Annotated in this window: 24 protein-coding genes; 16 read left to right on the top strand and 8 right to left on the bottom strand. The window is 65.1% G+C overall.

Going from position 1 to position 23,407, the window contains the following annotated elements; genetic code table 11:
• Positions 1-31: 31 nt before the first annotated feature.
• From IVB47_RS08480 to acnA, 3 genes are all read right to left on the bottom strand, one after another.
• Positions 32-400, bottom strand: coding sequence for a DUF2794 domain-containing protein (locus IVB47_RS08480; protein ID WP_027566393.1), 369 nt, complete (start codon positions 398-400; stop codon positions 32-34).
• Positions 401-981: 581 nt separating this feature from the next.
• The gene (locus IVB47_RS08485) at positions 982-1,758 is read right to left on the bottom strand and encodes a DUF1223 domain-containing protein (RefSeq protein WP_247284924.1); all 777 of its coding nucleotides are present in this window, start codon (positions 1,756-1,758) and stop codon (positions 982-984) included.
• 230 nt (positions 1,759-1,988) lie between these two features.
• Positions 1,989-4,709 (bottom strand): aconitate hydratase AcnA, encoded by a 2,721-nt coding sequence (acnA, locus tag IVB47_RS08490; protein WP_247461002.1) that lies wholly within the window; start codon positions 4,707-4,709, stop codon positions 1,989-1,991.
• A gap of 242 nt (positions 4,710-4,951) precedes the next feature.
• Between acnA and ccmA the strand changes: the two genes are divergently transcribed.
• The 5 genes from ccmA (at position 4,952) to IVB47_RS08515 (ending at position 8,138) form a co-directional block, all read left to right on the top strand.
• Positions 4,952-5,554 carry a heme ABC exporter ATP-binding protein CcmA gene (gene ccmA / locus IVB47_RS08495; RefSeq protein WP_247461004.1) on the top strand — a complete coding sequence of 201 codons (603 nt, stop codon included), beginning with the start codon at positions 4,952-4,954 and terminating at the stop codon, positions 5,552-5,554.
• A gap of 232 nt (positions 5,555-5,786) precedes the next feature.
• Complete coding sequence (gene ccmB / locus IVB47_RS08500; protein WP_007598845.1) at positions 5,787-6,455, top strand: heme exporter protein CcmB; 669 nt, start codon at positions 5,787-5,789, stop codon at positions 6,453-6,455.
• A 91-nt stretch (positions 6,456-6,546) separates the two neighbouring features.
• Positions 6,547-7,335, top strand: a complete 789-nt coding sequence (locus tag IVB47_RS08505) for a heme ABC transporter permease (protein ID WP_247461006.1) — start codon at positions 6,547-6,549, stop codon at positions 7,333-7,335.
• A complete protein-coding gene (ccmD, locus tag IVB47_RS08510) occupies positions 7,332-7,517 on the top strand; it encodes a heme exporter protein CcmD (RefSeq protein ID WP_106945552.1) in 186 nt (61 codons plus the stop codon). The genes IVB47_RS08505 and ccmD overlap by 4 nt, the downstream gene beginning before the upstream one ends.
• 24 nt (positions 7,518-7,541) lie before the next feature.
• Complete coding sequence (locus IVB47_RS08515; protein ID WP_247439402.1) at positions 7,542-8,138, top strand: DsbE family thiol:disulfide interchange protein; 597 nt, start codon at positions 7,542-7,544, stop codon at positions 8,136-8,138.
• Positions 8,139-8,323: 185 nt separating this feature from the next.
• Here IVB47_RS08515 and IVB47_RS08520 read toward each other — a convergent pair whose 3' ends face one another.
• Positions 8,324-8,926: a septation protein A gene (locus IVB47_RS08520; protein WP_007598838.1), complete on the bottom strand. Its 603-nt coding sequence runs from the start codon at positions 8,924-8,926 to the stop codon at positions 8,324-8,326.
• A gap of 3 nt (positions 8,927-8,929) precedes the next feature.
• On the bottom strand, positions 8,930-9,877 hold the full coding sequence (gene ftsY / locus IVB47_RS08525) for a signal recognition particle-docking protein FtsY (RefSeq protein ID WP_247358180.1): 948 nt from the start codon (positions 9,875-9,877) through the stop codon (positions 8,930-8,932).
• Positions 9,878-9,937: 60 nt separating this feature from the next.
• Between ftsY and IVB47_RS08530 the strand changes: the two genes are divergently transcribed.
• Both IVB47_RS08530 and IVB47_RS08535 read left to right on the top strand, forming a co-directional pair.
• Positions 9,938-10,639, top strand: a complete 702-nt coding sequence (locus tag IVB47_RS08530) for an RNA pseudouridine synthase (RefSeq protein WP_199198651.1) — start codon at positions 9,938-9,940, stop codon at positions 10,637-10,639.
• A gap of 136 nt (positions 10,640-10,775) precedes the next feature.
• Entirely contained in the window at positions 10,776-11,885 is a 1,110-nt protein-coding gene (locus IVB47_RS08535) for a DUF2336 domain-containing protein (protein WP_247461008.1), read from the top strand.
• 211 nt (positions 11,886-12,096) lie between these two features.
• On the opposite strand, the gene mtaB is transcribed toward IVB47_RS08535, so the two are convergent.
• Both mtaB and dapF read right to left on the bottom strand, forming a co-directional pair.
• Positions 12,097-13,350, bottom strand: coding sequence for a tRNA (N(6)-L-threonylcarbamoyladenosine(37)-C(2))-methylthiotransferase MtaB (mtaB, locus tag IVB47_RS08540; RefSeq protein WP_247461009.1), 1,254 nt, complete (start codon positions 13,348-13,350; stop codon positions 12,097-12,099).
• Entirely contained in the window at positions 13,350-14,225 is an 876-nt protein-coding gene (dapF, locus tag IVB47_RS08545) for a diaminopimelate epimerase (RefSeq protein WP_247358183.1), read from the bottom strand. Before dapF ends, mtaB begins: the two co-directional genes overlap by 1 nt.
• A 219-nt stretch (positions 14,226-14,444) precedes the next feature.
• Here dapF and IVB47_RS08550 point away from each other — a divergent pair, with 219 nt between their 5' ends.
• Together IVB47_RS08550 and IVB47_RS08555 are read left to right on the top strand one after the other, a co-directional pair.
• Positions 14,445-15,230, top strand: coding sequence for a GyrI-like domain-containing protein (locus IVB47_RS08550; protein WP_247461011.1), 786 nt, complete (start codon positions 14,445-14,447; stop codon positions 15,228-15,230).
• 5 nt (positions 15,231-15,235) lie between these two features.
• Positions 15,236-15,955, top strand: coding sequence for an SIMPL domain-containing protein (locus IVB47_RS08555; protein ID WP_247461013.1), 720 nt, complete (start codon positions 15,236-15,238; stop codon positions 15,953-15,955).
• 41 nt (positions 15,956-15,996) lie between these two features.
• Here the strand turns inward: IVB47_RS08555 and IVB47_RS08560 are convergent, their stop codons facing one another.
• Positions 15,997-17,061, bottom strand: a complete 1,065-nt coding sequence (locus IVB47_RS08560; RefSeq protein ID WP_247461015.1) for an MBL fold metallo-hydrolase — start codon at positions 17,059-17,061, stop codon at positions 15,997-15,999.
• A gap of 330 nt (positions 17,062-17,391) precedes the next feature.
• Here IVB47_RS08560 and ffh point away from each other — a divergent pair, with 330 nt between their 5' ends.
• The 7 genes from ffh to IVB47_RS08595 all read left to right on the top strand — a co-directional run bounded on the left by ffh (position 17,392) and on the right by IVB47_RS08595 (position 23,332).
• The gene (gene ffh / locus IVB47_RS08565) at positions 17,392-18,939 is read left to right on the top strand and encodes a signal recognition particle protein (RefSeq protein WP_027566378.1); all 1,548 of its coding nucleotides are present in this window, start codon (positions 17,392-17,394) and stop codon (positions 18,937-18,939) included.
• A gap of 86 nt (positions 18,940-19,025) precedes the next feature.
• Positions 19,026-19,358 carry a 30S ribosomal protein S16 gene (gene rpsP, locus IVB47_RS08570; RefSeq protein ID WP_007598827.1) on the top strand — a complete coding sequence of 111 codons (333 nt, stop codon included), beginning with the start codon at positions 19,026-19,028 and terminating at the stop codon, positions 19,356-19,358.
• 9 nt (positions 19,359-19,367) lie between these two features.
• Entirely contained in the window at positions 19,368-19,925 is a 558-nt protein-coding gene (rimM, locus tag IVB47_RS08575; protein ID WP_247461017.1) for a ribosome maturation factor RimM, read from the top strand.
• A 117-nt stretch (positions 19,926-20,042) separates the two neighbouring features.
• Positions 20,043-20,798: a tRNA (guanosine(37)-N1)-methyltransferase TrmD gene (gene trmD / locus IVB47_RS08580; protein ID WP_247461020.1), complete on the top strand. Its 756-nt coding sequence runs from the start codon at positions 20,043-20,045 to the stop codon at positions 20,796-20,798.
• Positions 20,799-20,908: 110 nt separating this feature from the next.
• Positions 20,909-21,295, top strand: coding sequence for a 50S ribosomal protein L19 (gene rplS / locus IVB47_RS08585; RefSeq protein WP_007598824.1), 387 nt, complete (start codon positions 20,909-20,911; stop codon positions 21,293-21,295).
• A 325-nt stretch (positions 21,296-21,620) separates the two neighbouring features.
• Positions 21,621-23,027: a 3-isopropylmalate dehydratase large subunit gene (leuC, locus tag IVB47_RS08590; RefSeq protein WP_027566375.1), complete on the top strand. Its 1,407-nt coding sequence runs from the start codon at positions 21,621-21,623 to the stop codon at positions 23,025-23,027.
• A 95-nt stretch (positions 23,028-23,122) separates the two neighbouring features.
• Positions 23,123-23,332, top strand: a complete 210-nt coding sequence (locus tag IVB47_RS08595; protein WP_247284939.1) for a hypothetical protein — start codon at positions 23,123-23,125, stop codon at positions 23,330-23,332.
• The last annotated feature ends 75 nt before the right edge of the window (positions 23,333-23,407 follow it).

The following is a 23,407-nucleotide window of genomic DNA, read 5'->3' on the forward strand; positions in this document are numbered from 1 at the left end:
TTGCGCTGCGCTCCATCCGGGCTACGAAACGCTACACCACCGCCAGCTTGCGATCGATCACCAGGAGCACGCGCTCCAGCTCGTGGCCACGGCGCAGGATCAGGCCCGTCGCCGAGATCACGCTGTACATGCCCTGCTTGCGCGCGAGGCGCGGATCCTTCTCGATGCGATAGATCGGCACTTCCGAAGCGCGGCGAAAGACCGAGAACACGGCGCGATCCTTGAGGAAGTCGATGGCGTAGTCGCGCCACTCGCCGTCGGCGACCATCCGGCCGTAGAGATTGAGAATACGGTGCAGCTCGAGCCGGTTGAACGTTACGCGGCTCGGTTGCGCATTCGAAGCGGCGGGGCGCGCCGCCGCGCGCTGTTCGCTCGGATCGGCATCCTCCGACAGACTCATAGGCTGCCTCCTGTCGTATCAGCATGACCGCGTCCGCGAAGACCGTCCCCGGAACCGCGGATCATGACAGTTGCATGATCGCGCCAACTGTTCCCCACTGCAAGGGGCCCTGTAAGGACGTTGGACCGGAGCAAACCGCCCACACGCAGCGGTGGAACTCTGTCGCGGCAAACCGTCACGGGATCGTTAGCAGGAATCATAGTGTCGCCGCTTTTCCGCCAAGCGACTGCCGCCCTGCATTGCGAAAAGACCTATGTGCGTTGACCCGGTCCTTTCGGTTCCGGATTCCTCAGCCCCCAGCCCCCCGGGGCCGTCAGGATCGGGTCTGTTCGCACGACAAGGAGGGCCAACGCGAGTTGGTCCTTTTTTGTTTGGGGGCGGTTTTGTTTGTGTCGGGATGTTTCCGCCTCGACGGATCTCTTCCTCATCAGCGAGAACACTCCCTCCCCTCATCCTGAGGAGCCGCGAAGCGGCGTCTCGATGCCTCAGCAGGGCCTGGTGGTTCGAGACGCGCGCAAGAGCGCGCTCCTCACCATGAGGATTGAGACTGCGCTTGAATCGGAATATTCGAAGTGTGCGCGTTAGTGCAGCGACGTGTACGCCGCGCCCAGCATCGGGCCCGGCTTTTCCCGGCTGCCGTCCTGGACGTAGACCACAGCACCGTCGACGCCGTCGCGCGTGAGGTTCTCGATCGGCACCGTCCAGCTTTCCGGACGGCCGGTCCAGTCGCCGACCTTGAGCAGGTTGCGCACCACGTTGTGATAGATCACCTGCTGTCCGCGATTTTCACCGCGGCTGATCGCGATCGGCACCGACTTCGCAATCGAGCAGATCCAGACCTCGCCGTGGGACGCCGTCGGCTCCTTGCTCGCGGCCACCGAGACGTTGATCTGCTTGCCCGCGAGCGACATCGTCACCGGTACGCTCATCACACCAGTGCCCGCGTCGGTTTTGCCGATCGCGCTTTCGATGCCAGTGCGATCGCTGCCGACGACATGCGTGGAGCCGTTGACCACGACCTGCGGCGTGTAGACTTCGCGGTCACCGCGCATGCGCGAATAGGCACGCTGCCGTGCAGAGAAGCGCGAATCGGCCAATGTGTCCTTCCAGCCGAGATAGTCCCAATAGTCGATCGGCATGCTCAGCGCGATGATCGAGGGATCGCGGGCGAGGTCGCCGATGATCTTGTCGGCCGGCGGGCAGGACGAGCAGCCCTGCGAGGTAAACAATTCGACAACGGCGCGGGGATCAGCCTCGGCAGGACGAATGACGGCGACGATCGCACAGAGACCAAGTGCACCCGACCAGAGGGCGCCGGACCAACGTGAAACCAGATGAGAAGCCGTCATTGTTGTCATGTCGAACGCCGCACACCATTGCTCGCGAGAGGGAAACCTTACCGCCGGATGGTCACCGTAGTCTTACGGCCTCACACATTCGTCCGCCACAGCAGCCGTCCAGGGCGTGAGGTTCTCCGCCGGGCGGGCCATCCGAAGCCTGGCAAACGCGTGAAGGCGGCCTTGTGATAGGCCGCCTTCGTGTAACCTACTACTCACTTCGCAGTGAGCCACCGTTCACAAATCCGCGCTTACGCCGCGAGCTTGCGCAGCACGTAGTGCAGGATGCCGCCGTTGCGGTAGTATTCGAGCTCGTCCAGCGTATCGATGCGGCAGAGCAGCGAAACGCGCTGCAGCGAACCGTCGCCGGAGACGATCTCCGCGGTCAGCTTCTGGCGCGGCTTGAGGTCGCCGATGAGGCCGCGCAGCGTGACCTTCTCGTCGCCCTTCAGACCGAGCGACGACCAGGAGGTGCCGTCCTCGAAGGTCAGCGGCAGCACGCCCATGCCGACCAGGTTGGAGCGGTGGATGCGCTCGAAGCTCTGGCAGATCACGGCACGCACGCCGAGCAGACGCGTGCCCTTCGCGGCCCAGTCGCGCGAGGAGCCATTGCCGTATTCGGCGCCGGCGAACACCACCAGCGGCACCTGCTCCTGCTGGTACTTCATCGCGGCGTCGTAGATCGACATCTGCTCGCCGTCTGGCCAGTGTTTTGTCAGACCGCCCTCGGGGATATTTCCATCCGCGCCCTTGAGCATGAAGTTCTTGATGCGGATATTGGCGAAGGTGCCGCGCATCATGACTTCGTGGTTGCCGCGGCGCGTGCCGTACTGGTTGAAGTCGGCCGGACGCACCTGGTGCTCGCTGAGATATTTGCCGGCGGGCGAGGTGAGCTTGATCGAACCGGCCGGCGAGATGTGGTCGGTGGTGATCTTGTCGCCGAACATGGCAAGGATGCGGGCCTCGACGATGTCGGTGACCGGCTCCGGCTCCTTCTTCATGCCTTCGAAATAGGGCGGGTTCTGCACATAGGTCGAGCTCATGTTCCAGCGATAGGTCTCGCTCTCGACCGTCTTGATCTTGCGCCAGTTGGTGTCGCCCTTGAACACGTCGGCATACTTCTTCTTGAAGATCGACGCGGTCACGAACTTCTTCATGAAGGCGTTGATCTCCTTCGTCGTCGGCCAGATGTCCTTGAGGTACACCGGCTTGCCGTCCTTGCCTTCACCGAGCGGCTCGATGGCGAGGTTCTTGGTGACGGTGCCCGCGAGCGCGTGAGCGACCACGAGCGGCGGCGAGGCGAGGTAGTTCGCCTGCACGTCCGGCGAGACACGGCCTTCGAAGTTGCGGTTACCGGAGAGCACGGCAGCCGCGACGATGCCGTTGTCGTTGATCGACTTCGAGATCTCCTCGGGCAGCGGACCGGAATTGCCGATGCAGGTGGTGCAGCCGAAGCCGACCAGGTTGAAGCCGACCTTGTCGAGATCGGCCTGGAGACCGGAATCGGCGAGATAGGCCGCCACCACCTGGCTGCCGGGTGCCAGCGAGGTCTTCACCCACGGCTTTGCCTTGAGGCCCTTCGCGGCGGCGTTGCGCGCCAGCAGACCGGCGCCGATCAGCACGCTCGGGTTCGAGGTGTTGGTGCAGGAGGTGATCGCGGCGATCACGACGTCGCCATGGCCGATGTCGAACTTCTTGCCGTCAACGGCGAAGCGCTTCCCCGGCTCCTCGGCCTTCTTGTATTCGCTGGCGAGGGCAAGCGAGAAGCCCTCGGCCACGGACGGCAGCGCAATGCGGCCTTCGGGGCGCTTCGGGCCGGCCATCGACGGCACGACGTCACCGAGGTCGAGCGTCAGCGTCTCCGTGAACACCGGATCGGGCGACTTGGCGGTGCGGAACAGCCCTTGCGCCTTCGCATAGGCCTGCACCAGCGCGACGCGCGCCGAGGCGCGGCCGGAGGTCTTGAGATAATCGAGCGCGGCGGCGTCGACTGGGAAGAAGCCGCAGGTCGCGCCATATTCGGGCGCCATGTTGGCGATGGTCGCCTTGTCGGCGACCGAGAGATGATCGAGGCCGGGGCCGAAGAACTCGACGAACTTGCCGACGACGCCAAGTTTGCGCAGCATCTGCGTCACGGTCAGCACGAGATCGGTCGCGGTGACGCCTTCCTTCATCGCGCCCTTCAGCTTGAAGCCGACGACGTTGGGCAACAGCATCGACAGCGGCTGGCCGAGCATGCAGGCTTCGGCCTCGATGCCGCCGACGCCCCAGCCGAGCACGGCGAGACCGTTGACCATGGTGGTGTGGGAATCGGTGCCGACCAGCGAGTCGGGATAGGCGACCTCGAAGGTGCCGGTCTTCTTGCCGACCGTCATCTTCTCCTTCTTGGTCCAGACCGTCTGGGAGAGATATTCGAGATTGACCTGGTGGCAGATGCCGGTGCCGGGCGGCACGACGGAGAAGTTCGAGAACGCCTTCTGGCCCCATTTCAGGAACTCGTAGCGCTCCTGGTTCTGCTTGTATTCCTCGGTGACGTTCTTGCCGAAGGCCTTGTTGTCACCGAAGAAGTTCACGATCACGGAGTGGTCGATGACGAGGTCGACCGGCACCAGCGGATTGATCTTCTCGGCATCGCCGCCGAGCTTCTGCATCGCATTGCGCATCGCGGCGAGATCGACCACGGCGGGCACGCCGGTGAAGTCCTGCATCAGCACGCGCGCCGGGCGGAAGGCGATCTCATGCTCCAGCGACTTCTTGCGCAGCCATTTCGACACCGCGACGATGTCTTCCTTCTTGACCGAGCGGCCGTCCTCGTTGCGGAGCAGGTTCTCGAGCAGGACCTTCATCGAATAGGGGAGTTTCGAAATTCCCTTCAGACCATTCTTCTCGGCCGTGGGCAGGCTGTAATAGACATAGGTCTTGGCGCCGACCTTGAGGGTCTTTTTGCATTTGAAGCTGTCGAGCGAGGTCATGTAGGAAATCCCAATTGTTAGTTATACCCGGCAGGGTATTTTAACACCGTCAGCGTAGGCAGGCTGAGTCGCTTGCAGGGGCAGGTTGAGTTGCTGCATCAAGTAGTTCCGGGCTTATAGAAGCTTTCTAACCGCGCCGCCACAGCCACAAACGTGCCGCAGCAATCCGCGAGCCAAAAATTCCCATACGCTACCCCAAGTTTTCCTGAGGCCTGGCTTTGAGCGGATCGATACGAGGCGAGATGCAGCTTTCCGGACATGGGGTCATTTGCGTGCGGGGCGGCCGCGAGGTGTTTTCCGGGCTCGATTTCGGGGCCGTCTCCGGCGAAGCCGTGGCGGTCGTCGGCCGCAACGGATCGGGCAAGACCTCGCTGCTGCGGCTGATCGCGGGCCTGCTCATTCCGGCGGGCGGCACGATCGCGCTGGACGGAGGCGATTCCGAGCTGACATTGCCGGAGCAATGCCACTATCTCGGCCATCGCGACGCCCTGAAGCCGGCGCTGAGCGTGGCGGAGAATCTGACGTTCTGGGCCGATTTTCTCGGCGGGGAGCGTTTCGACGCCGGCGACAGCCTCGCCACCGTCGGGCTCGACCATGCCGCCTATCTGCCTGCCGCCTTCCTGTCCGCCGGTCAGCGCCGCCGGCTCTCGCTGGCCCGCCTGCTGACCGTCCGCCGGCCGGTCTGGCTATTGGACGAGCCGACCACGGCGCTGGATGTCGCGGGCCAGGACATGTTTTCCGGATTGATGCGCGAGCACCTCGGCCGCGGCGGCCTGATCATCGCCGCCACCCACGCCCCGCTCGGGATCGATTCGCGGGAGCTGCGGATCGGGGGGACGGCATGATTCCCGTGGACCCTCAGCTTTTCGAGCGGCCGGTCGCCGCTCTCGCACCCGGGACGCAGTCGTCGCCGCGGGCTCCCTCGCCTCTCCCGCTTGCGGGAGAGGTCGGCGCGCAGCGCCGGGTGAGGGTTCTCTCCGCTGGGGGAATCTTCGTTGTCGAGACACCCTCTCCCCAACCCTCCCCCGCAAACGGGGGAGGGATCGCACCGTGCCTCAGGCACGATGGGAGCCCCCCATGACCGCCCTGTCTGCCCTCATTCGCCGGGACATCCGGATCGCGCTCCGCGTCGGCGGCGGGGCGTTGATTGGCGTGCTGTTCTTCCTGACCGTGGTGGTGCTGATGCCGTTTGCGGTGGGGCCGGATCTGGCACTGCTGTCGCGGCTCGGGCCGGCGATCCTGTGGCTGGGGGCGCTGCTGGCGAGCCTGCTGACCCTGGACCGGCTGTTCATGGCCGACCACGAGGACGGCTCGCTCGACCTGATCACGATGAGCCGGACCCCGCTGGAACTCGCCTGCGCGGCGAAGGCGCTGGCGCATTGGCTGGCCGCCGGCCTGCCGCTGATCGTCGCAACCCCCGTGCTCGGCCTGCTGCTCAACCTCGACATGGTCGCGACCGGCGCGGTGGCGCTGACGCTGCTCGCCGGCACCCCGGCGCTGACGTTTACCGGAATGATCGGGGCGGCGCTGGCGGTGACGCTGCATCGAGGCGGCTTGCTGATGGCGGTCCTGGTGCTGCCGCTGTCGATACCGGTGCTGATCTTCGGCGTCGCGGCCTCGCAGGCGGTAATCGTCGGCCCCATGACATTCGGCGCGCCGTTCTCGATCCTGTGCGCGCTGTCGCTGGTCAGCCTCGTAATCGGCCCCTTCGCGGCTGCGGCGAGCCTGAAGCATGGGCTGGATTGAGATGGACTGGACTGACCTTGACCCCGATCAACTTTCGCTGCGGACTTTCGTGCTGATTGCGTGAGCGCTTACCTGTGATTATCAGGATACCATGACGCTGATCGACCTCGCCAACCCCACACGGTTCCTCGCGCTGACGGCGCGGCTGCTGCCGTGGCTTGCGGCTGCGACAATCATCCTGCTCGCGATCGGGCTCTATCAGTCCGCCACCGCGCCCGACGACTATCAGCAGGGCGCGACCGTGAAGATCATGTTCATCCACGTGCCCAATGCCTGGCTGTCGATGTTCGTGTGGGGCGTGATGAGCATCGCCTCGCTGGGCACGCTGGTGTGGCGGCATCCGCTCGCCGACGTCGCCGCCAAAGCGGCTGCTCCGATCGGTGCCAGCTTCACCTTCCTTGCGCTGCTGACGGGCTCGCTGTGGGGCCGGCCAATGTGGGGCACCTATTGGGAATGGGACGCGCGGCTGACCTCGGTGCTGATCCTGTTCCTGATGTATCTCGGCCTGATGGCGCTGTGGCGCGCCGTCGACGATCCCTCCCGCGCGGCGCGCGCCGCCGCCGTGCTGACGCTGGTCGGCGCCATCAACCTGCCCATCATCAAGTTCTCGGTCGATTGGTGGAACACGCTGCACCAGCCGGCCTCGGTGATGCGGATGGGCGGCTCGTCGCTCGACAAATCCTTTTTGATTCCGTTGCTGGTGATGGCGATCGCGTTCACCCTGCTGTTCGTCACGCTGCATCTGGCGGCGATGCGGAACGAGATTTTGCGTCGGCGCGTACGGTCTCTGCAGATGATGCAGGCGAGCCGTGTGGCGTTTTCAGAAGTCGGCACCGGCTCGCGTGAAGACGGCACGTCAAAAGAAGCTGGGGCGGCATGATCATGTCGCTCGGTCCCTATGCGTCTTTCATCGTGACGTCCTATGCCGCGGCCGCCCTTGTGGTCGTGATCCTGATCGGCTGGATCGTGCTCGATTATCGTAGCCAGACACAGCGCCTGCGCGAGCTCGAGCGCAGCGGCGTGACCCGCCGCTCCGGCCGTAGCGCGACGGATCGGCCATGAGAGATCGAGCATGAGAGATCAATCATGAGCGAGCAATCGACCTCCGCTCCGCCGCAGCGCCGCACCTTCCTGATGGTGCTGCCGCTGATTGCGTTCATCGGCCTGGCGCTGCTGTTCTGGTTCCGGCTCGGTAGCGGCGATCCCTCGCGGATCCCTTCCGCCCTGATCGGACGGCCGGTGCCGCAAACCACGCTGCCGCCGCTCGAGGGATTGCAGGCCGACAACACGCAGATCCCCGGCCTCGATCCCGCCGCGTTCAAGGGCAAGGTCAGTCTCGTCAATGTCTGGGCGTCCTGGTGCGTGCCGTGCCACGACGAGGCGCCGCTGCTGACTGAATTGGCAAAAGACAAGCGCTTCCAGCTTGTCGGCATCAACTACAAGGATGCCGCCGACAATGCGCGGCGCTTCCTGGGGCGCTACGGCAACCCGTTCGGCCACGTCGGCGTCGATGCCAATGGCCGCGCCTCGATCGAATGGGGCGTCTATGGCGTGCCCGAGACTTTCGTCGTCGGTCGCGAAGGCACCATCGTCTACAAGCTGGTCGGGCCGATCACGCCGGAGAACTTGCGGACGGTGCTGTTGCCGCAGATGGAGAAGGCGTTGAAGGCGGCCGGGAGCTAGCTCTGTCGTCAGTGTGAGAAACCCCAAACACCGCTGTCATGCCCCGGCTTGACCGGGGCATCCAGTACGCCGCAGCTCCTCCGTACCTCACGACTGTCTCTGGAATACTGGATCGCCCGGTCAAGCCGGGCGATGACAGCCGAGTATGTAGCTGCGCTGGGCTCGCAATGACGATTTGAGAGACCTTACCCCTTCCTCACATCGCCCGCCTCGGCCTCGCTGGCTTCCAGCGACGCCGGCTCGAGGTGGTAGCGCTTGGTCAGCGGCATCTGGGCGATGGCGAAGATCATGGTGATCGGCGTGACGCCGAACACCTTGAAGTTGACCCAGAAGTCCGTGCTCTGGGTGCGCCAGACGATCTCGTTCAACACGGCCATGCCGGCGAAGAACAGCGCCCAGCGTAGCGTGAGGATGCGCCAGCCCTGCGGCGTCAAATTGAACATCTGGTCGAACATGACGGCGATGAAGGAGCGGCCGAACAAGAGGCCGCCGCCGAGGATCGCGGCGAACAAAGCGTAGATGATGGTCGGCTTGAGCTTGATGAAGGTCTCGTCATGCAGCACCAGGGTCAGCGTGCCGAACACCAGCACGATGACGCCTGTCACGATCGCCATGATCGGGATGTGCCGCGTCACCACATAGGAGGCGATCATCGCCGCGACTATCGCGACCATGAAGGCGCCGGTCGCGGCGAACAGATTGAACTTCGCATTGACGAAGAAGAACACGAGCAGCGGGCCGAGCTCGGTGGCAAGCTTGAACAGCGGGTGCGGCTGGGTCTTGTCCATTCTTCAGCTTTCGATTCCGGCAATCGCGCGGGCGAAATCACGCGCGGTGAACGGCGCGAGATCGTCGACGCCTTCGCCGACGCCGATGAAATGCACCGGCAGTTTGAATTTCTCCGCGAGCGCCACCAGAATGCCGCCGCGGGCGGTGCCGTCGAGCTTGGTCATCACGAGGCCGGTGACCCCGGCGGTGCGATGGAAGGCCTCGACCTGCGATAGCGCGTTCTGGCCGACGGTGGCGTCCAGCACGAGCAGCACCGCATGCGGCGCAGTCGCGTCCACCTTGCGGATGACGCGCACGACCTTTTCGAGCTCGTTCATCAGCTCGGCCTTGTTCTGAAGCCGCCCGGCCGTGTCGATCAGGAGCACGTCGATGGCCTGCTCCTTCGCCGCCGTCAGCGCATTGAAGGCGAGGCTCGCCGAATCCGAGCCTTGCGCACCTGATATGACGGGCGTCCTCGTGCGTTCGCCCCAGACCTTGAGCTGTTCGATCGCCGCTGCGCGAAACGTGTCGCCGGCGGCCAGCATCACCTTGCGGCCTTCGGACGCGAATTTTTGCGAGAGTTTTCCGATGGTGGTGGTCTTGCCGGAGCCATTGACGCCGACCACGAGGATGACGAACGGCTTCCTGCCGGCGTCGATCTCGAGCGGCTTGGCCACCGCCGCCAGTACCTTCTCGACCTCGGTCGCGACGACGTCCTTGACCTCGTCCGCCGAGATCGCCTTGTCGTAGCGCCCCGTGCCAACCGCATCCGCAATCCGCACCGCGACCGAGGTGCCGAGGTCGGCGCGCAGCAGCACGTCCTCGATGTCGTCGAGCATGGCGCGGTCGAGCTTGCGCTTGGTGACGAGGTCGGCGACCGCGGTCCCGAGCGAGGACGAGGTGCGCTTCAGCCCGTCGGACAGGCGGCGCCACCAGCTCAGCTTGGGGGTCTCGGGGGTGGTATCGTTCATGGTGGCGGTGTGTTAGCCGTTCCGGCTCGCAAACGAAAGTCTTGACCGAAAGTCCTGCAATTGCTCGATGTTCCCGAATTGACGGCCGAGGAAATCCTGGGCCGCGTGCTCCATCGCGACGGATTGATGCTGGTCATCGACAAGCCGGCCGGCCTGCCGGTGCATCGCGGTCCCAAGGGCGGCGCGAACCTCGAAACCTCCTTCGACGCGCTCCGTTTCGGCCTGCCGCGGCCGCCGGTGCTGGCCCACCGGCTGGACAAGGACACCTCCGGTTGCCTCGTGCTCGGCCGCCATCGCAAGGCGACGGCCTCGCTCGGCCTGCTGTTCAAGCACGGCAAGATCGGCAAGACCTACTGGACCATCGTCGAGGGCGGCCCCACTGAGGACGAAGGCACTATCGACATGCCCCTGGGGCGGCTGAACGCCGAACGCGGCTGGTGGCAGAAGCCCGATCCCGAGGGCCAGAAGGCCATCACCAACTGGAAGGTGATGGGCCGGAGCGATGGCCTGACCTGGCTCGCCATGGAACCGGTGACCGGGCGGACCCATCAATTGCGGGTGCATTCGTCCGCGACCGGCTGGCCGATCTTCGGCGATAACATTTACGGCAACGGCCCGCGCTTCGGGGAGCCGAAGCTGCACCTGCATTCCCGCGAGATCGTGGTACCGATCTCCCGCAACAAGGAGCCGGTCCGCGTGGTGGCGCCGGCCCCACCCCACATGCACGAGCGGCTCCGCGCCTGCGGGTGGAACGGGGAGTAGCCCAACTGCTCGCCCCTCATGGTGAGGAGGCCGCGCAGCGCTGCCTATAGTTTACGAAACGTTCAGTGCTCGTCGCTAATGATAGCGGTTGCTTAGAACAAGCTTCCGTCAATCTGCTCAGGACGAGCTGCGCGTCATGTCCACGGCCGAGTTATCGATCATCGACGAGGTCGAGTCCGCGCTTCGGACTGGCTCGGCGGAAAAGGGCCTGGCAACAGCCCGCCGCGTCACCGACCTGTTCCTGTCCTCCGCCGGCAGTTTCGACGACGAGCAGATCGCACTGTTTGACGACGTGCTCGATCGGCTGATCGGCACCATCGAGCTCCGCGCCATCGCCGACATGGGCGCGCGCGTTGCTCTCGCCGAGATCAGCGCGCAGCTCGCGCCGATCGCGCAGGCGCCGCCATCGGTCATTCGCCGGCTCGCCAACAATGACGAAATCCGCATCGCTGGTCCCGTGCTGCAGGAATCCGCGCGCCTCGACGACGGCGCGCTGGTGCAGATCGCCTCGAGCAAGGGCGAGCCGCATCTGCTCGCGGTCGCCGGACGCTGGTGGCTGAAGGAGATCGTCACCGATGCATTGCTGGCGCGGCGCTATCCCAGCGTCAGCCGGCGGCTCGCCGCCAATCCCGGCGCGCGCGTGTCCGGCAACGGATTTGCCGTCGTCGTCGGACAGGCCGAGGCCGACCCCGAGCTCGCGGTCAGCGTCGGCGTCCGCGTCGATCTGCCGTCAGACCTGCGTCGTCAATTGCTGCGCTCGGCAACGGACGCCGTGCGGACCCGGCTGTTGTCACGCGCGCCGCCGCATCTGTTCGAGGAGATCCAGACCGCGATCGCAGCCGTCACCGTCGGTGTCGAGCGCGAGATGTCGGGGGTCCGCGATTTCGAAGGTGCCAAGCGCACCGTCGCAGGCCTGAAGGCGACCGGCCAGCTCAGCGAAGCGACGCTGCTCGGCTTCGCAACGCATCGGCGTTATGAAGAAGCGGTGGCCGCATTGGCCGCATTGTCGGGATCGACCGTCGAAGTGATTCGCCCGCTGATGCAAAGCCTGCGCGAGGACGGCCTGCTGGTGCCGTGCAAGGCGGCGCAGCTCAGCTGGGAAACCACCGCCGCCGTGCTCCAAAGCCGCTTTGCGACCGGCGCGATGAAGCCGGCCGATGTCGCAAGGGCTCAAAGCCATTACGCGCGCATGACCCCGGAGAATGCGCGGCGGACGCTCCGGTTCTGGCAGGTGCGGGCGTTGTAGGCTGTTTGGGGCGCGCTGCTTCTCCACCCTCGGTGTCGTCCCGGCGAAGGCCGGGCCCCATAACCACAGGGAGAAGTTTGGCGACGACGGTCCGTTACTCTGCTTGGTTGGGACAAGCACCGCGGATCACCGATAGATCACGCGGTATGCGTCCCGGCCTTCGCCGGGACGACGCTGGAGGTACAGCGCGTCGTCACTCGCCGCAACGAGGCTAAGCAGTCAGCCGCGCGCCATCGCGACCAGCGATCCGCAGCGGCACGACACTGCCCATACGCTCGCCCGCGATCGCCACCGGCAGATAATGCTCCGTCCGTCCCTGCTCCTCGCTCTCGATCAGCACCTCACGCGTGGCGCCGATCTCGGCTTGCAGCCGCTGCAGAAGCGCAGCCTCACCGGCCGAGCGCAGCCGCTTCGACCGCTCCTTGATTGCGCCGCCCGCAACCTGCGGCATCCGCGCGGCCGGCGTGCCGGGACGCGGCGAATAGGGGAAGACGTGGAGGAATGTCAGGCCGCATTCCCTGACCAGATCGAGCGAGCGCGAGAACATCTCCTCGGTCTCGGTCGGAAAGCCCGCGATGATGTCGGCCCCCAGCGCGATGTCCGGGCGCAGCCGGCGGACCTGATCGCAGAACGCGATCGCGTCACCGCGCGTATGCCGCCGCTTCATGCGCTTCAAGATCATGTCGTCGCCGGACTGCAGCGACAGGTGCAGATGCGGCATCAGCCGCGAATCCTCAGCAATGGCATCCAAAAGATCGCTGTCCGCCTCGATCGAATCGATCGAGGAGATGCGCAGGCGCCTCAGCTCCGGCACGTGCCGCAAAATCTGCTTCGTCAGCACGCCAAGCTTGGGCGCACCGGGCAGGTCGGCGCCGTAGCTGGTGAGATCGACGCCGGTCAGCACGATCTCGGCATGGCCGCGCGCGACCAACGCCCGGACCTGATCGACCACCGCGCCCATCGGCACCGAGCGCGAATTGCCGCGCCCGAACGGAATGATACAGAAGGTGCAGCGATGGTCGCAGCCGTTCTGCACCTGCACGAACACGCGCGGCAGGCCGCTCGCAAAGCCGTCGATGAGATGCGGCGCCATCTCCTTCACCGCCATGATGTCGCTGACGGCGATTTTTTCGCTCGCACCGAGATCGAACGCCGCACGCGCCTCGCGCCATGCGGACGACCGCATTTTGTCGTCATTGCCGACGACGCGATCGACCTCGGCCATCTCGGCGAACATGCCGCTTTGCGTCTGCGCCGCGCAACCGGTGACGACGATGCGCGCTGCCGGCCGCTCGCGTTTCAGCTTGCGGATCGACTGGCGCGCCTGCGCCACCGCTTCGTTGGTGACGGCGCAGCTGTTGATGACGATGGTATCTGAAAGGCCTGCGCCTTCGGCCTCGCGGCGGATCACCTCGGCTTCAAAGGCGTTGAGGCGGCAGCCGAAGGTGACGATGTCGACGCCCATCACCCGACCGGCGCGAACAGCGCCGGATCGAAACGGCCTTCATATTCGAAAGTCGCCGTGCCCGTCATCAGCACGTGATCGTCGCGCTCGCGCCATTCGATCCCGAGCTTGCCGCCGGGCAGCGCGATCTCGACATTGCGCTCGGCGCGCTTCAGCCGCGCCGCCGCAACCGCCGTGGCACATGCGGCCGAGCCGCAGGCCCTGGTCAGGCCGGCGCCGCGCTCCCAGGTGCGGATCGTGATGTGCTGGGGATCGACGATATGGGCGAGCGTGATGTTGGCGCGCTCCGGAAAGATCGGATGGTTCTCCAGCAGCGGACCGAAACGCTCGAGATCGTAGGCGTTGACGTCATCGACCCAGAAGATCGCATGCGGATTGCCCATGCTGACCACCGAGGGCGAATGCAGGATCGGATTGTCGATCGGGCCGATCTGCAATTCGATGTAGCGGGTGTCGCGGAATTCCTGGTCGAGCGGAATGTCCTGCCAGCCGAATTTCGGCGCGCCCATGTCCACCGTATAAAGATCCGGTGCCGGACCCTGCCAGGCATTGAGCAGGCCCGCGGCCGTCTCGAACGTCGCATTGGTCTGGCCGGTCTTCTCGAAGACGCGCCGCACCACGCAGCGCATGCCGTTGCCACAGGCGCCGGCCTCGGAGCCGTCACAGTTGTAGATGCTGATGAAAGCTTCGGTCCCGTCGAAGCGCGGCTTCTGCAGCACCATGAGCTGGTCGTAGGGCACGCCGCCTCGCGCCGATGCCACCGCACGGGCGTCGTCCGGGGTGACCGTCGTGGCGGAATCGCGCATGTCGACAACGACGATCTCGTTGCCAATGCCGTTCATCTTGGCAAATGCGTGGTTGGCCAGCGCGCTCATGAAAATTCCCGAATTTCGCCTGCCTTATATGGCGATCCTTGGCCCTCTTGGCCAGTGATTTGCCGACAAGAGCCAGGAGGCTGCCATGACGCATCTGTCATGGGACGAATTCGGCGCTCGCGTGTTAGAACGGCGAAATTCGCGCAACCGGGACATGCGGCCGGGTTAAGGCCTCGGGGACGTAAGGCCTTGGCGGATAAGCTATTGGGGAGAATAAAAATGTTCAGGTTTCGTCGTCTCGCTTTGGCCGCGCTGATTCCGGCAGCGGCCTTGTCGTTTGGTCTGTCGGCCACGCTGGCCCAAACGCCGAGCCCGGCGCCGGCCGCATCGGCGAGCCCCTCGCCGGCCCCGTCGGCTTCGCCCTCCCCGGCCGCGAGCGCTGCACCCGTGGCCATGCCCTCGCCGGCGGCCAGCGCCTCGCCAAGCCCTTCAACGTCGCCTGCGGCGTCCCCTGCAACCTCGCCCTCGCCCGCAGCCAGTGCCTCACCTAGTCCCGCCGCTCCGCCGCCCGCTGCGGCCGCGACGCCGGCTCCGGTGCAGACGGCCGATCCCTTCGGCCAGGAGACCACGCTCGAGTCCAAGAAGGTCGTGATGGTCAAGGGCACTGCCAATTGGGACTCGGCCTTCGACACGCTGATCGACGCCTTCAAGGCGCTGAACACGCTGCTGGACAAGCAGGGCATCAAGCACGCCGGCAATTCGATGATCGTCTACACTTCGACCGACGACACCGGCTTCACCTTCCTGGCCGAGATCCCGGTCGAGCAGGACCCGAAGAACCTGCCCAAGGACATGAGCGTCGGCAAATCGCCGGAGGGCAAGGCGCTGAAATTCGTCCATCGCGGCTCCTACGACAACATGGACAACACCTATGAGGCGATCACCAATCACCTCGACGACAAGAAGCTGGAAGCCAAGGACACCTTCATCGAGGAATACCTCACCGATCCCCTGAAGACGGCCGAGGACAAGCTCGTGATCAATGTATTCGTGCCGCTGAAGTGAGACCGATGAAAAAGCCTGCCATCCTTTTGACCTCCCTTGTTACGTCCTTTGCCGCCGCGATGCTGGCAACGCCTGCGCTTGCCGACGATTTTCCGTCCGCGATTTCGGTGAGCGGCGAAGCCACGATCTCCGCCGCGCCTGATCTCGCGCAGATCGACGCCGGCGTCGCCAACGACGCCAAGTCTGCGAAGGAAGCGTCCGACGCCAACAACGCCGCGATGGGCAAGGTGCTGCTGGCGCTGAAGGGCGCAGGCATTGACGAGAAGGATTACCAGACCTCGCGGCTGTCGCTGCAGCCGCAATACGGCCAGAACAAATCCACCGGCGCCTCGCCCGTGGTCGGCTTCCGCGCGTCAAACCGCGTCACCGTGAAGATCCGCGACGTGACCAAGGTCGCCGCCATCATCGACACGCTGGTCGGCGCCGGCGCCAACGATATCGGCAACATCTCCTTCGAGGTGACGCAGGCCTCGAAACTACTCGACGATGCCCGCGAGAAGGCCATCGCAGACGCCCGCCGCAAAGCGGAGATCTACGCCAAGGCCACCGGCGTCACGCTCGGCGCGCCGCTCAGCGTGTCCGAAGGCGGCGCCCCGATGCCGCTGTTCAAGGGACGCATGGCCGCAGCGCCGATGGCCGCAGGCGGCGCGGCCGTTGCGCCCGGCGAGGAAACGCTGGCGGTGACGGTGAATGTGAGTTGGGCGATCAAGGCGAAAGAGCAGTAGGCGCAGCTGCCGCGACAGACTCCATTGTCGTCCCGGCGAAGCTAAATCTCCACCACCTGCCCCGGCTTCATCGCGACAAACCGCTCCTGCGGCACCTTTGCGGCGTCGAGCGCCTCGACCAAGGCCTTCGCCGGCGCATCGATGGCTTCATCGGTCAGCTGAAACGTGCCGTGATGATGCCCGAGTGCGGCTTGCGCGCCGCAATCCGCGAGCGCCTTCACCGCATCTTCCGGGTTCATGTGCTGGTCGCGCATGAACCAGCGCGGCTCGTAGGCGCCGATCGGGAGGATCGCCAGGCGTAGCGGGCCGTGCTTCTCGGCGACTCGGCGGAAATGCCCGCCATTGCCATAGCCGGAATCGCAGACGACGTAGATTTTCCCCGCCGGCGTCTCCAGCACGAAACTCGCCCATAGCGCCTTGTTGCGATCGAACATGCCGCGCGCCGACCAGTGCCGGGTCGGCACCAGCGTCACGGCGATGCCGCCGCCGAGCTCGACGCGATCGTGCCAGTCGAACGCTTGCACCTTGATCGTCGCATCGGTGCTGCGCATCGTGACGTCATTGCCGAGCGGGGTCACCACACGCGGGGCAAAATTCTTGGCGAGCCGCGACAGCGTCGCCATGTCGAGATGATCGTAATGGCCGTGCGAGACCAGCACGACATCGATCTTCGGCAGCTTGTCGAACGCAATGCCGGGATCGTTGTGCCGCTTGGGCCCGGCGAAGCTGACGGGCGAGACCCGCGACGACCAGACGGGATCGACGAGAATATTGAGGCCGCCGGTCTGGATCAGCCAGCTGGCGTGGCCGACGAAAGAGAGCCGCACCTTGTCGCCGTCGACGCGGTCCGGCGGGGTGTCGGCATGGGGGCTCGGCGCCCAATCCGGCCAGCTCGCGCGCTGCCGCTTGCCGCCAAATTGCCAGCGCAGGACCTCCCGAAGCGATTTCGGCGGCACGCCGTCCGGATCGAAGAAGTTCAGGCCGTCGAAATGGTCGGAGACCGGGCCGTCATAGGTTTTCATGCGGGACATCCAAAGGGAGGGCACGCCGACCAATGCGCCGGCACCGGCGAGCAGTCCGAAAAGGCGGCGGCGGGTGATCGGCACGGTTCTGGCTTCAGGGACGGTCGGAGGGGCGGGACATCAAGCTGTCATATGGGCCGGCCCCGATGAAAAGGAACCCACGGCCGAAAGAACTTTGTTTTCAGTAGTTTGCTCTGGCAATGGCGCTCCGCGCCCCTAACTTTCCTTGACTTTCGGGCGGCAGCGGCGTTTAACCCGGCCACTTTCTCGGAAAGGCTTTCTTTTCGACCCGCCCACTGGCCCCAGAGGCCAGAGGCCAACGCCCGACAGCGCTATGCGCCCTCGGGCGTAAAGGTGTTTGGATTTCTGCTCCCTCCTCCGCGCATGCGGGAGAGGTGAAAAAGGACAACGGCATTGTTCGACAATCTGTCGGAACGGCTTGGCGGCATTCTCGATCGTCTGACGGGGCGCGGTGCGCTGACCGAAAAGGACGTCGACGCGGCCATGCGCGAGGTACGCCGCGCGCTGCTGGAAGCCGACGTGGCTCTCGAAGTGGTGCGCAGCTTTACCGAGCGGGTCCGCGAGCAGGCGATCGGCGCCACCGTCGTCAAGTCGGTGACGCCAGGCCAAATGGTGGTCAAGATCGTCCATGACGAGCTGATCAACACGCTCGGCGCCGAAAGCCAGACCATCGACATCAATTCCGTGCCGCCGGTGCCGATCATGATGGTCGGCCTGCAAGGCTCCGGCAAGACCACCACCACCGCAAAGCTCGCCCGTCGCATGGTCCAGCGCGACAAGCGCAAGGTGCTGATGGCATCGCTCGACATCTACCGTCCCGCGGCGATGGAGCAGCTGGCCGTCCTGGGCCGCGACCTCGACATTCCGACGCTGCCGATCGTCGCCGGCCAGCAGCCGGCGCAGATCGCGAAGCGCGCGCTCGAGGCCGGCAAGCTCGGCGGCTACGACGTCGTGCTGCTCGACACGGCCGGCCGCACCACGCTCGACGAAGAGATGATGGCGGAAGCAGCCGCGATCAAAGCCGCCGCAAATCCGCATGAAGTGCTGCTGGTGGCGGACAGCCTCACCGGCCAGGACGCCGTCAACCTCGCGCGCGCCTTCGACGAGCGCGTCGGCCTCACCGGCATCGTGCTGACACGAGTCGACGGCGACGGCCGGGGCGGCGCCGCGCTGTCGATGCGCGCGGTGACCGGCAAGCCGATCAAGCTGCTCGGCACCGGTGAAAAGACCGACGCGCTGGAGGATTTCCATCCCGACCGTATCGCCGGCCGCATCCTCGGCATGGGCGACGTGGTGTCGCTGGTCGAACGCGCTGCCGCCAACATCGATGCCGAAAAGGCTGCGCGCACCGCCGAGCGGATGCGCAAGGGTCAGTTCGACCTCAACGACATGCGCGAGCAGCTGTCGCAGATGGCCAATATGGGCGGCATCAGCGGCCTGATGGGCATGATGCCCGGCATCGCCAAGATGAAGAACCAGATCGCGGCCGCCGGCATCGACGACAAGATCTTGAAGCGCCAGGTCGCGGTGATCGATTCCATGACACGCGACGAGCGACGTCATCCCGATTTGCTCAAGGCCAGCCGCAAGAAGCGCATCGCCGCAGGTTCCGGCCAGAGTGTCGAGCAGGTCAACAAGCTGCTCAAGATGCACCGGAACATGGCCGACATGATGAAGGCCATGGGCTCCGGCAAGCGCGGTCCGCTCGCCGGCATCGCGCAGGCGATGGGCTTTGGCGGCGGCATGAAGCCGCCTTCGCCGGAAGAGATGAAGGCGCTGCAGGAAAAGATGCAGGGTGGCGGCGGACAAGGTCTGCCCAGCCTGCCGAAGGATTTACCTGCCGGACTGCGCCAGGGTCTGCCGAACGTTCCGGGTCTGACCGGGCTGAGCGGCAAGCCTATGCTGCCGGGCCTCGGCGGTTTCCCCGGCAAGAAGAAATGAGGAATTCGTCGCGGGAGATCGCAACGGTCTCGCGCAACGCGGAATACCAATCAACCGAACAAAACGTACTTTGAAGGAGAACTTAGATGTCCGTCGTTATCCGTCTCGCCCGCGCCGGCACCAAGAAGCGCCCCGTCTATCACGTCGTCGTCGCCGATTCGCGCTTCCCCCGCGATGGCCGCTTCATCGAGCGTCTCGGCTATTTCAACCCGCTGCTGCCGAAGGACAACGAGACCCGGCTGAAACTCGACATGGACAAGGTGAAGGCCTGGCTCGCCAAGGGCGCGCAGCCGTCGGACCGTGTGTCGCGCTTCCTCGACGCTGCCGGCGTCAAGAAGCGCGAAGTGCGCAACAATCCGGAGAAGGCCGTGCCGCGCAAGGAGCGCAAGGCGCAGGCCGAAGCCGCCGCGAAGGGTTAAGGCGAGATCATGCCGGCGCTGGTCTGCGTCGCGCGGATCGGCGCCGCGCATGGCGTGCGCGGCGCGGTCAAACTGTGGACCTTCACCGAAGATCCCTTTGCCGTGCGGAGCTACGGTCTGCTCTCGTCCAAGGACGGCAAGCGCCAGTTCGAGGTCGCAACGGCGCGCGCGGCCAAGGATCATCTGGTTGCGACGTTCAAGGGCGTCACGACCCGCGATGAGGCCGAGCGCCTCAACGGCATCGAGCTCTACGTCGCGCGCGAAAAACTTCCCGCGACGGACGAGGGCGAATATTACCACACCGATCTGATCGGGCTCGCCGCCGTCACCACGGCCGGCGATGCGCTCGGCCGCGTGCTCGCGATCCACAATTTCGGCGCCGGCGACATCATCGAGATCGCGCCGCCCACAGGCACCACGCTGCTGCTGCCGTTCACGGACGCGGTGGTACCGGAGGTCGACATCGCAGGCGGCCGCGTCGTGATCGCGCTGCCGCAGGAAATCGAGGCAGAGGACACGGAGGAGGATTTCTCCCCGAGTCGTCCGGGCGAAGGCCGGGACCCATAACCACAGGCCAGAATTTTTGGCTAAGCTGATCGCTCCAGCCGTCGCAAAACGAAGTGCGGTGGTCATGGGTCCCGGATCTGCGCTCTGCTTGTCCGGGACGACAATAATTGAGATCCAATGACCACCTCCTCACCCTGGCGCGCGACGGTGCTGACGCTGTTTCCGGAAATGTTTCCGGGGCCGCTGGGCGTGAGCCTGGCCGGCCGGGCGCTGGCTGGCGGGCTCTGGGAGCTGGAGGCGCGGGACATCCGGGCCTCGGCCACCGACCGCCACCGCAGCGTCGATGACACCCCGGCCGGCGGCGGGCCGGGCATGGTGCTTCGGGCCGATGTTCTGGCGGCGGCCATCGATGCCGCCGGGATTGGCCCGGACCGGCCGAAACTGCTGATGAGCCCGAGGGGTCAGCCATTGACCCAGGCCCGCGTCCTGGATCTCGCCAAGGGTCCGGGTCCCCTGATCGTCTGCGGGCGGTTCGAGGGAGTGGACCAGCGCGTGATCGACGGGCGGGGCCTGGAGGAGGTCTCGATCGGGGATTACGTGCTCTCCGGCGGCGAAATCGCGGCCCTGACGCTGATCGACGCCTGTGTTCGGCTGCTGCCCGGCGTGATGGGCAAGGAAGCCTCGGGAACCGAGGAAAGCTTCTCCGACGGTCTCCTCGAGTACCCCCAATACACCCGGCCGCAGCTGTTCGAGGGGGCACCCATCCCGGAGATTCTGACCTCCGGCGACCATGCCAAAGTGGCCAGCTGGCGGCGGGCGGAATCCGAAGCCCTGACGGCGGCCCGCCGACCGGATTTGTGGGCCCAGATCCCGAGCAAAGTCCCGAATCGGGCCGGACGCCAAAAAACGCCAAAAAACAAGACAGACGGGTGACAAACGCTCCGGCTTGCCTTATAGCAGCGGCCACATCCGCAATGGCTGGATAAACGAATTTCGCGCAGCCCCCGTTTTCCAAGGCTGGGCGCGCCGATGGAGATTTACCCATGAACCTGATCCAACAGCTCGAAAAAGAGCAATTCGACAAGCTCTCCGCCAACAAGGAGATTCCGGAATTCGGTCCCGGCGATACCGTGATCGTCAACGTGAAGGTCGTCGAAGGCGACCGCACCCGCGTGCAGGCCTATGAAGGCGTTTGCATCGGCCGTTCCGGCGGCGGTCTCAACGAGAGCTTCACGGTGCGCAAGATTTCGTACGGCGAAGGCGTGGAGCGCGTGTTCCCAGTGATGTCGCCGATGATCGACTCGATCAAGGTGGTGCGCCGCGGCAAGGTGCGTCGTGCCAAGCTCTATTACCTCCGCAACCTTCGCGGCAAGTCGGCCCGCATCGTCGAGAAGAAGCAGGACCGCCCGGCTGCTGCCGTCAACGAGTAAGCTCGGCTTACAGGCGAGTTATCGAGAGCGCGGGGCCAAACCCCGCGCTTTTTTGTTGCGTCAGCCGTGCGCGTCAAAGCCCTCGCGATTTCAATTCGGCCTGCTATATATTCTTGGAATGTTTCCAGATTTGACCAGCCTCTCGCCCGTCAAGCGCGTCGTCATCGACGATCGCTCGCGGCTGCCCGGCCGGTTCTTCGGACGCTTCGCGACCTCGGCAACGTCAGAGCTTACGCGCGCAGCCTAAAGGCTGCGCTGACGATTTTGTTGCCCCGCGCGCCAGCCGCGCAACCCGCTCTACACAACATTCCTGGAGCTGACGCTCATGTCCAAGCCGACCACATTGTACGACAAGATCTGGAACGACCATCTGGTGCACGAAGCCGAGGACGGCACCTGCCTGCTCTATATCGATCGCCATCTGGTGCACGAGGTCACTTCACCGCAGGCGTTCGAAGGCCTGCGCGCCACCGGCCGCAAGGTCCACGCGCCGGAGAAGACGTTGGCCGTCGTCGATCACAACGTGCCGACCACCGACCGCACCAAGCCGAACCCCGACCCTGAAAGCATCGAGCAGATCAAGGCACTGGCCGACAACGCCAAGGAATTCGGCATCGAATATTACGACGAGTTCGACAAGCGTCAGGGCGTCGTCCACGTCATCGGTCCCGAGCAGGGCTTCACGCTGCCCGGCACCACCATCGTCTGCGGTGACAGCCACACCTCGACGCATGGTGCGTTCGGCGCGCTCGCGCACGGCATCGGCACGTCGGAAGTCGAGCATGTGCTGGCGACGCAGACGCTGATCCAGAAGAAGGCGAAGAACATGCGCGTCACCGTCGATGGCAAATTGCCTGACGGCGTGACGGGCAAGGACATCATCCTCGCGATCATCGGCGAGATCGGCACCGCGGGCGGCACCGGCTACGTGCTCGAATACGCCGGCGACGCGATCCGCGCGCTCAGCATGGAAGGCCGCATGACGGTCTGCAACATGTCGATCGAAGGCGGCGCGCGCGCCGGCCTGGTCGCGCCGGACCAGAAGGCGTTCGACTTCTTGCGCGGCCGCCCGAAGGCACCGAAGGGCGCGGATTGGGACGCCGCGATGCGTTACTGGGAGAAGCTGCGCTCGGACGAGGGCGCGCATTTCGACCACGAGCTGCGGCTCGATGCAGCGAAGCTGCCGCCGATCGTGACCTGGGGCACTTCGCCTGAGGACGTCATCTCGGTCACCGGCAGCGTGCCCGATCCCGACAAGATCGCGGACGAGGCCAAGCGTCTCTCCAAGCACCGTGCCTTGAAGTACATGGGCCTGACCGCGGGGACGAAGATCACCGACATCAAGCTCGACCGCATCTTCATCGGCTCCTGCACCAACGGCCGGATCGAGGATCTGCGCGCCGCCGCCAAGATCGCGGAAGGCAAGCAGGTCGCAGGCGGCGTCAACGCCATGGTCGTGCCGGGCTCCGGCCTCGTGAAGGAGCAGGCCGAGGCTGAAGGTCTGGACAAGATATTCATCAAGGCCGGCTTCGAATGGCGCGAGCCCGGTTGCTCGATGTGCCTCGCGATGAACCCCGACAAGCTGGCTCCGGAAGAGCGCTGCGCCTCGACCTCGAACCGCAATTTCGAGGGCCGCCAGGGCTTCAAGGGCCGCACCCATCTGGTGTCGCCGGCGATGGCCGCAGCCGCGGCGATCGCGGGTCACTTCGTCGACATCAGGGAGTGGCGGTAAGCCGCTCCCTGCAATTTGAGCGATCGCGGCAAACCGCCGTTAATCGGCAGCGCCGACACTGCGTCCTCGCGAGGGTTTTGCGAGGACAGGAGCTCATGGCCGGCAAGCCTGAATATGTCGATCTGATCAGCGCGGCGACGCCCCAGCATCGGCGGCGCGCGGCACCGCTGCGCATGGTCGCCAAGCCCGAGGTCGAGGAGGCCTCAAAGCTCAGCCGCTGGCCGCCGGCGATGTTCAAGCAATGGAAGCTGGAGAACCTCACGCGCTGGACGTCGGCGACTTGGAAACTGAAGGATTGGATTTAGGCACATCCTCCGTCATGCCCGTGCTTGTCCCGGGCATCCACGAACTTTCTGCACAAGCCCAATAACGTGGATGGC

The sequence above is a fragment of the Bradyrhizobium sp. 62 genome (assembly GCF_023073035.1).
Classification (GTDB): domain Bacteria; phylum Pseudomonadota; class Alphaproteobacteria; order Rhizobiales; family Xanthobacteraceae; genus Bradyrhizobium.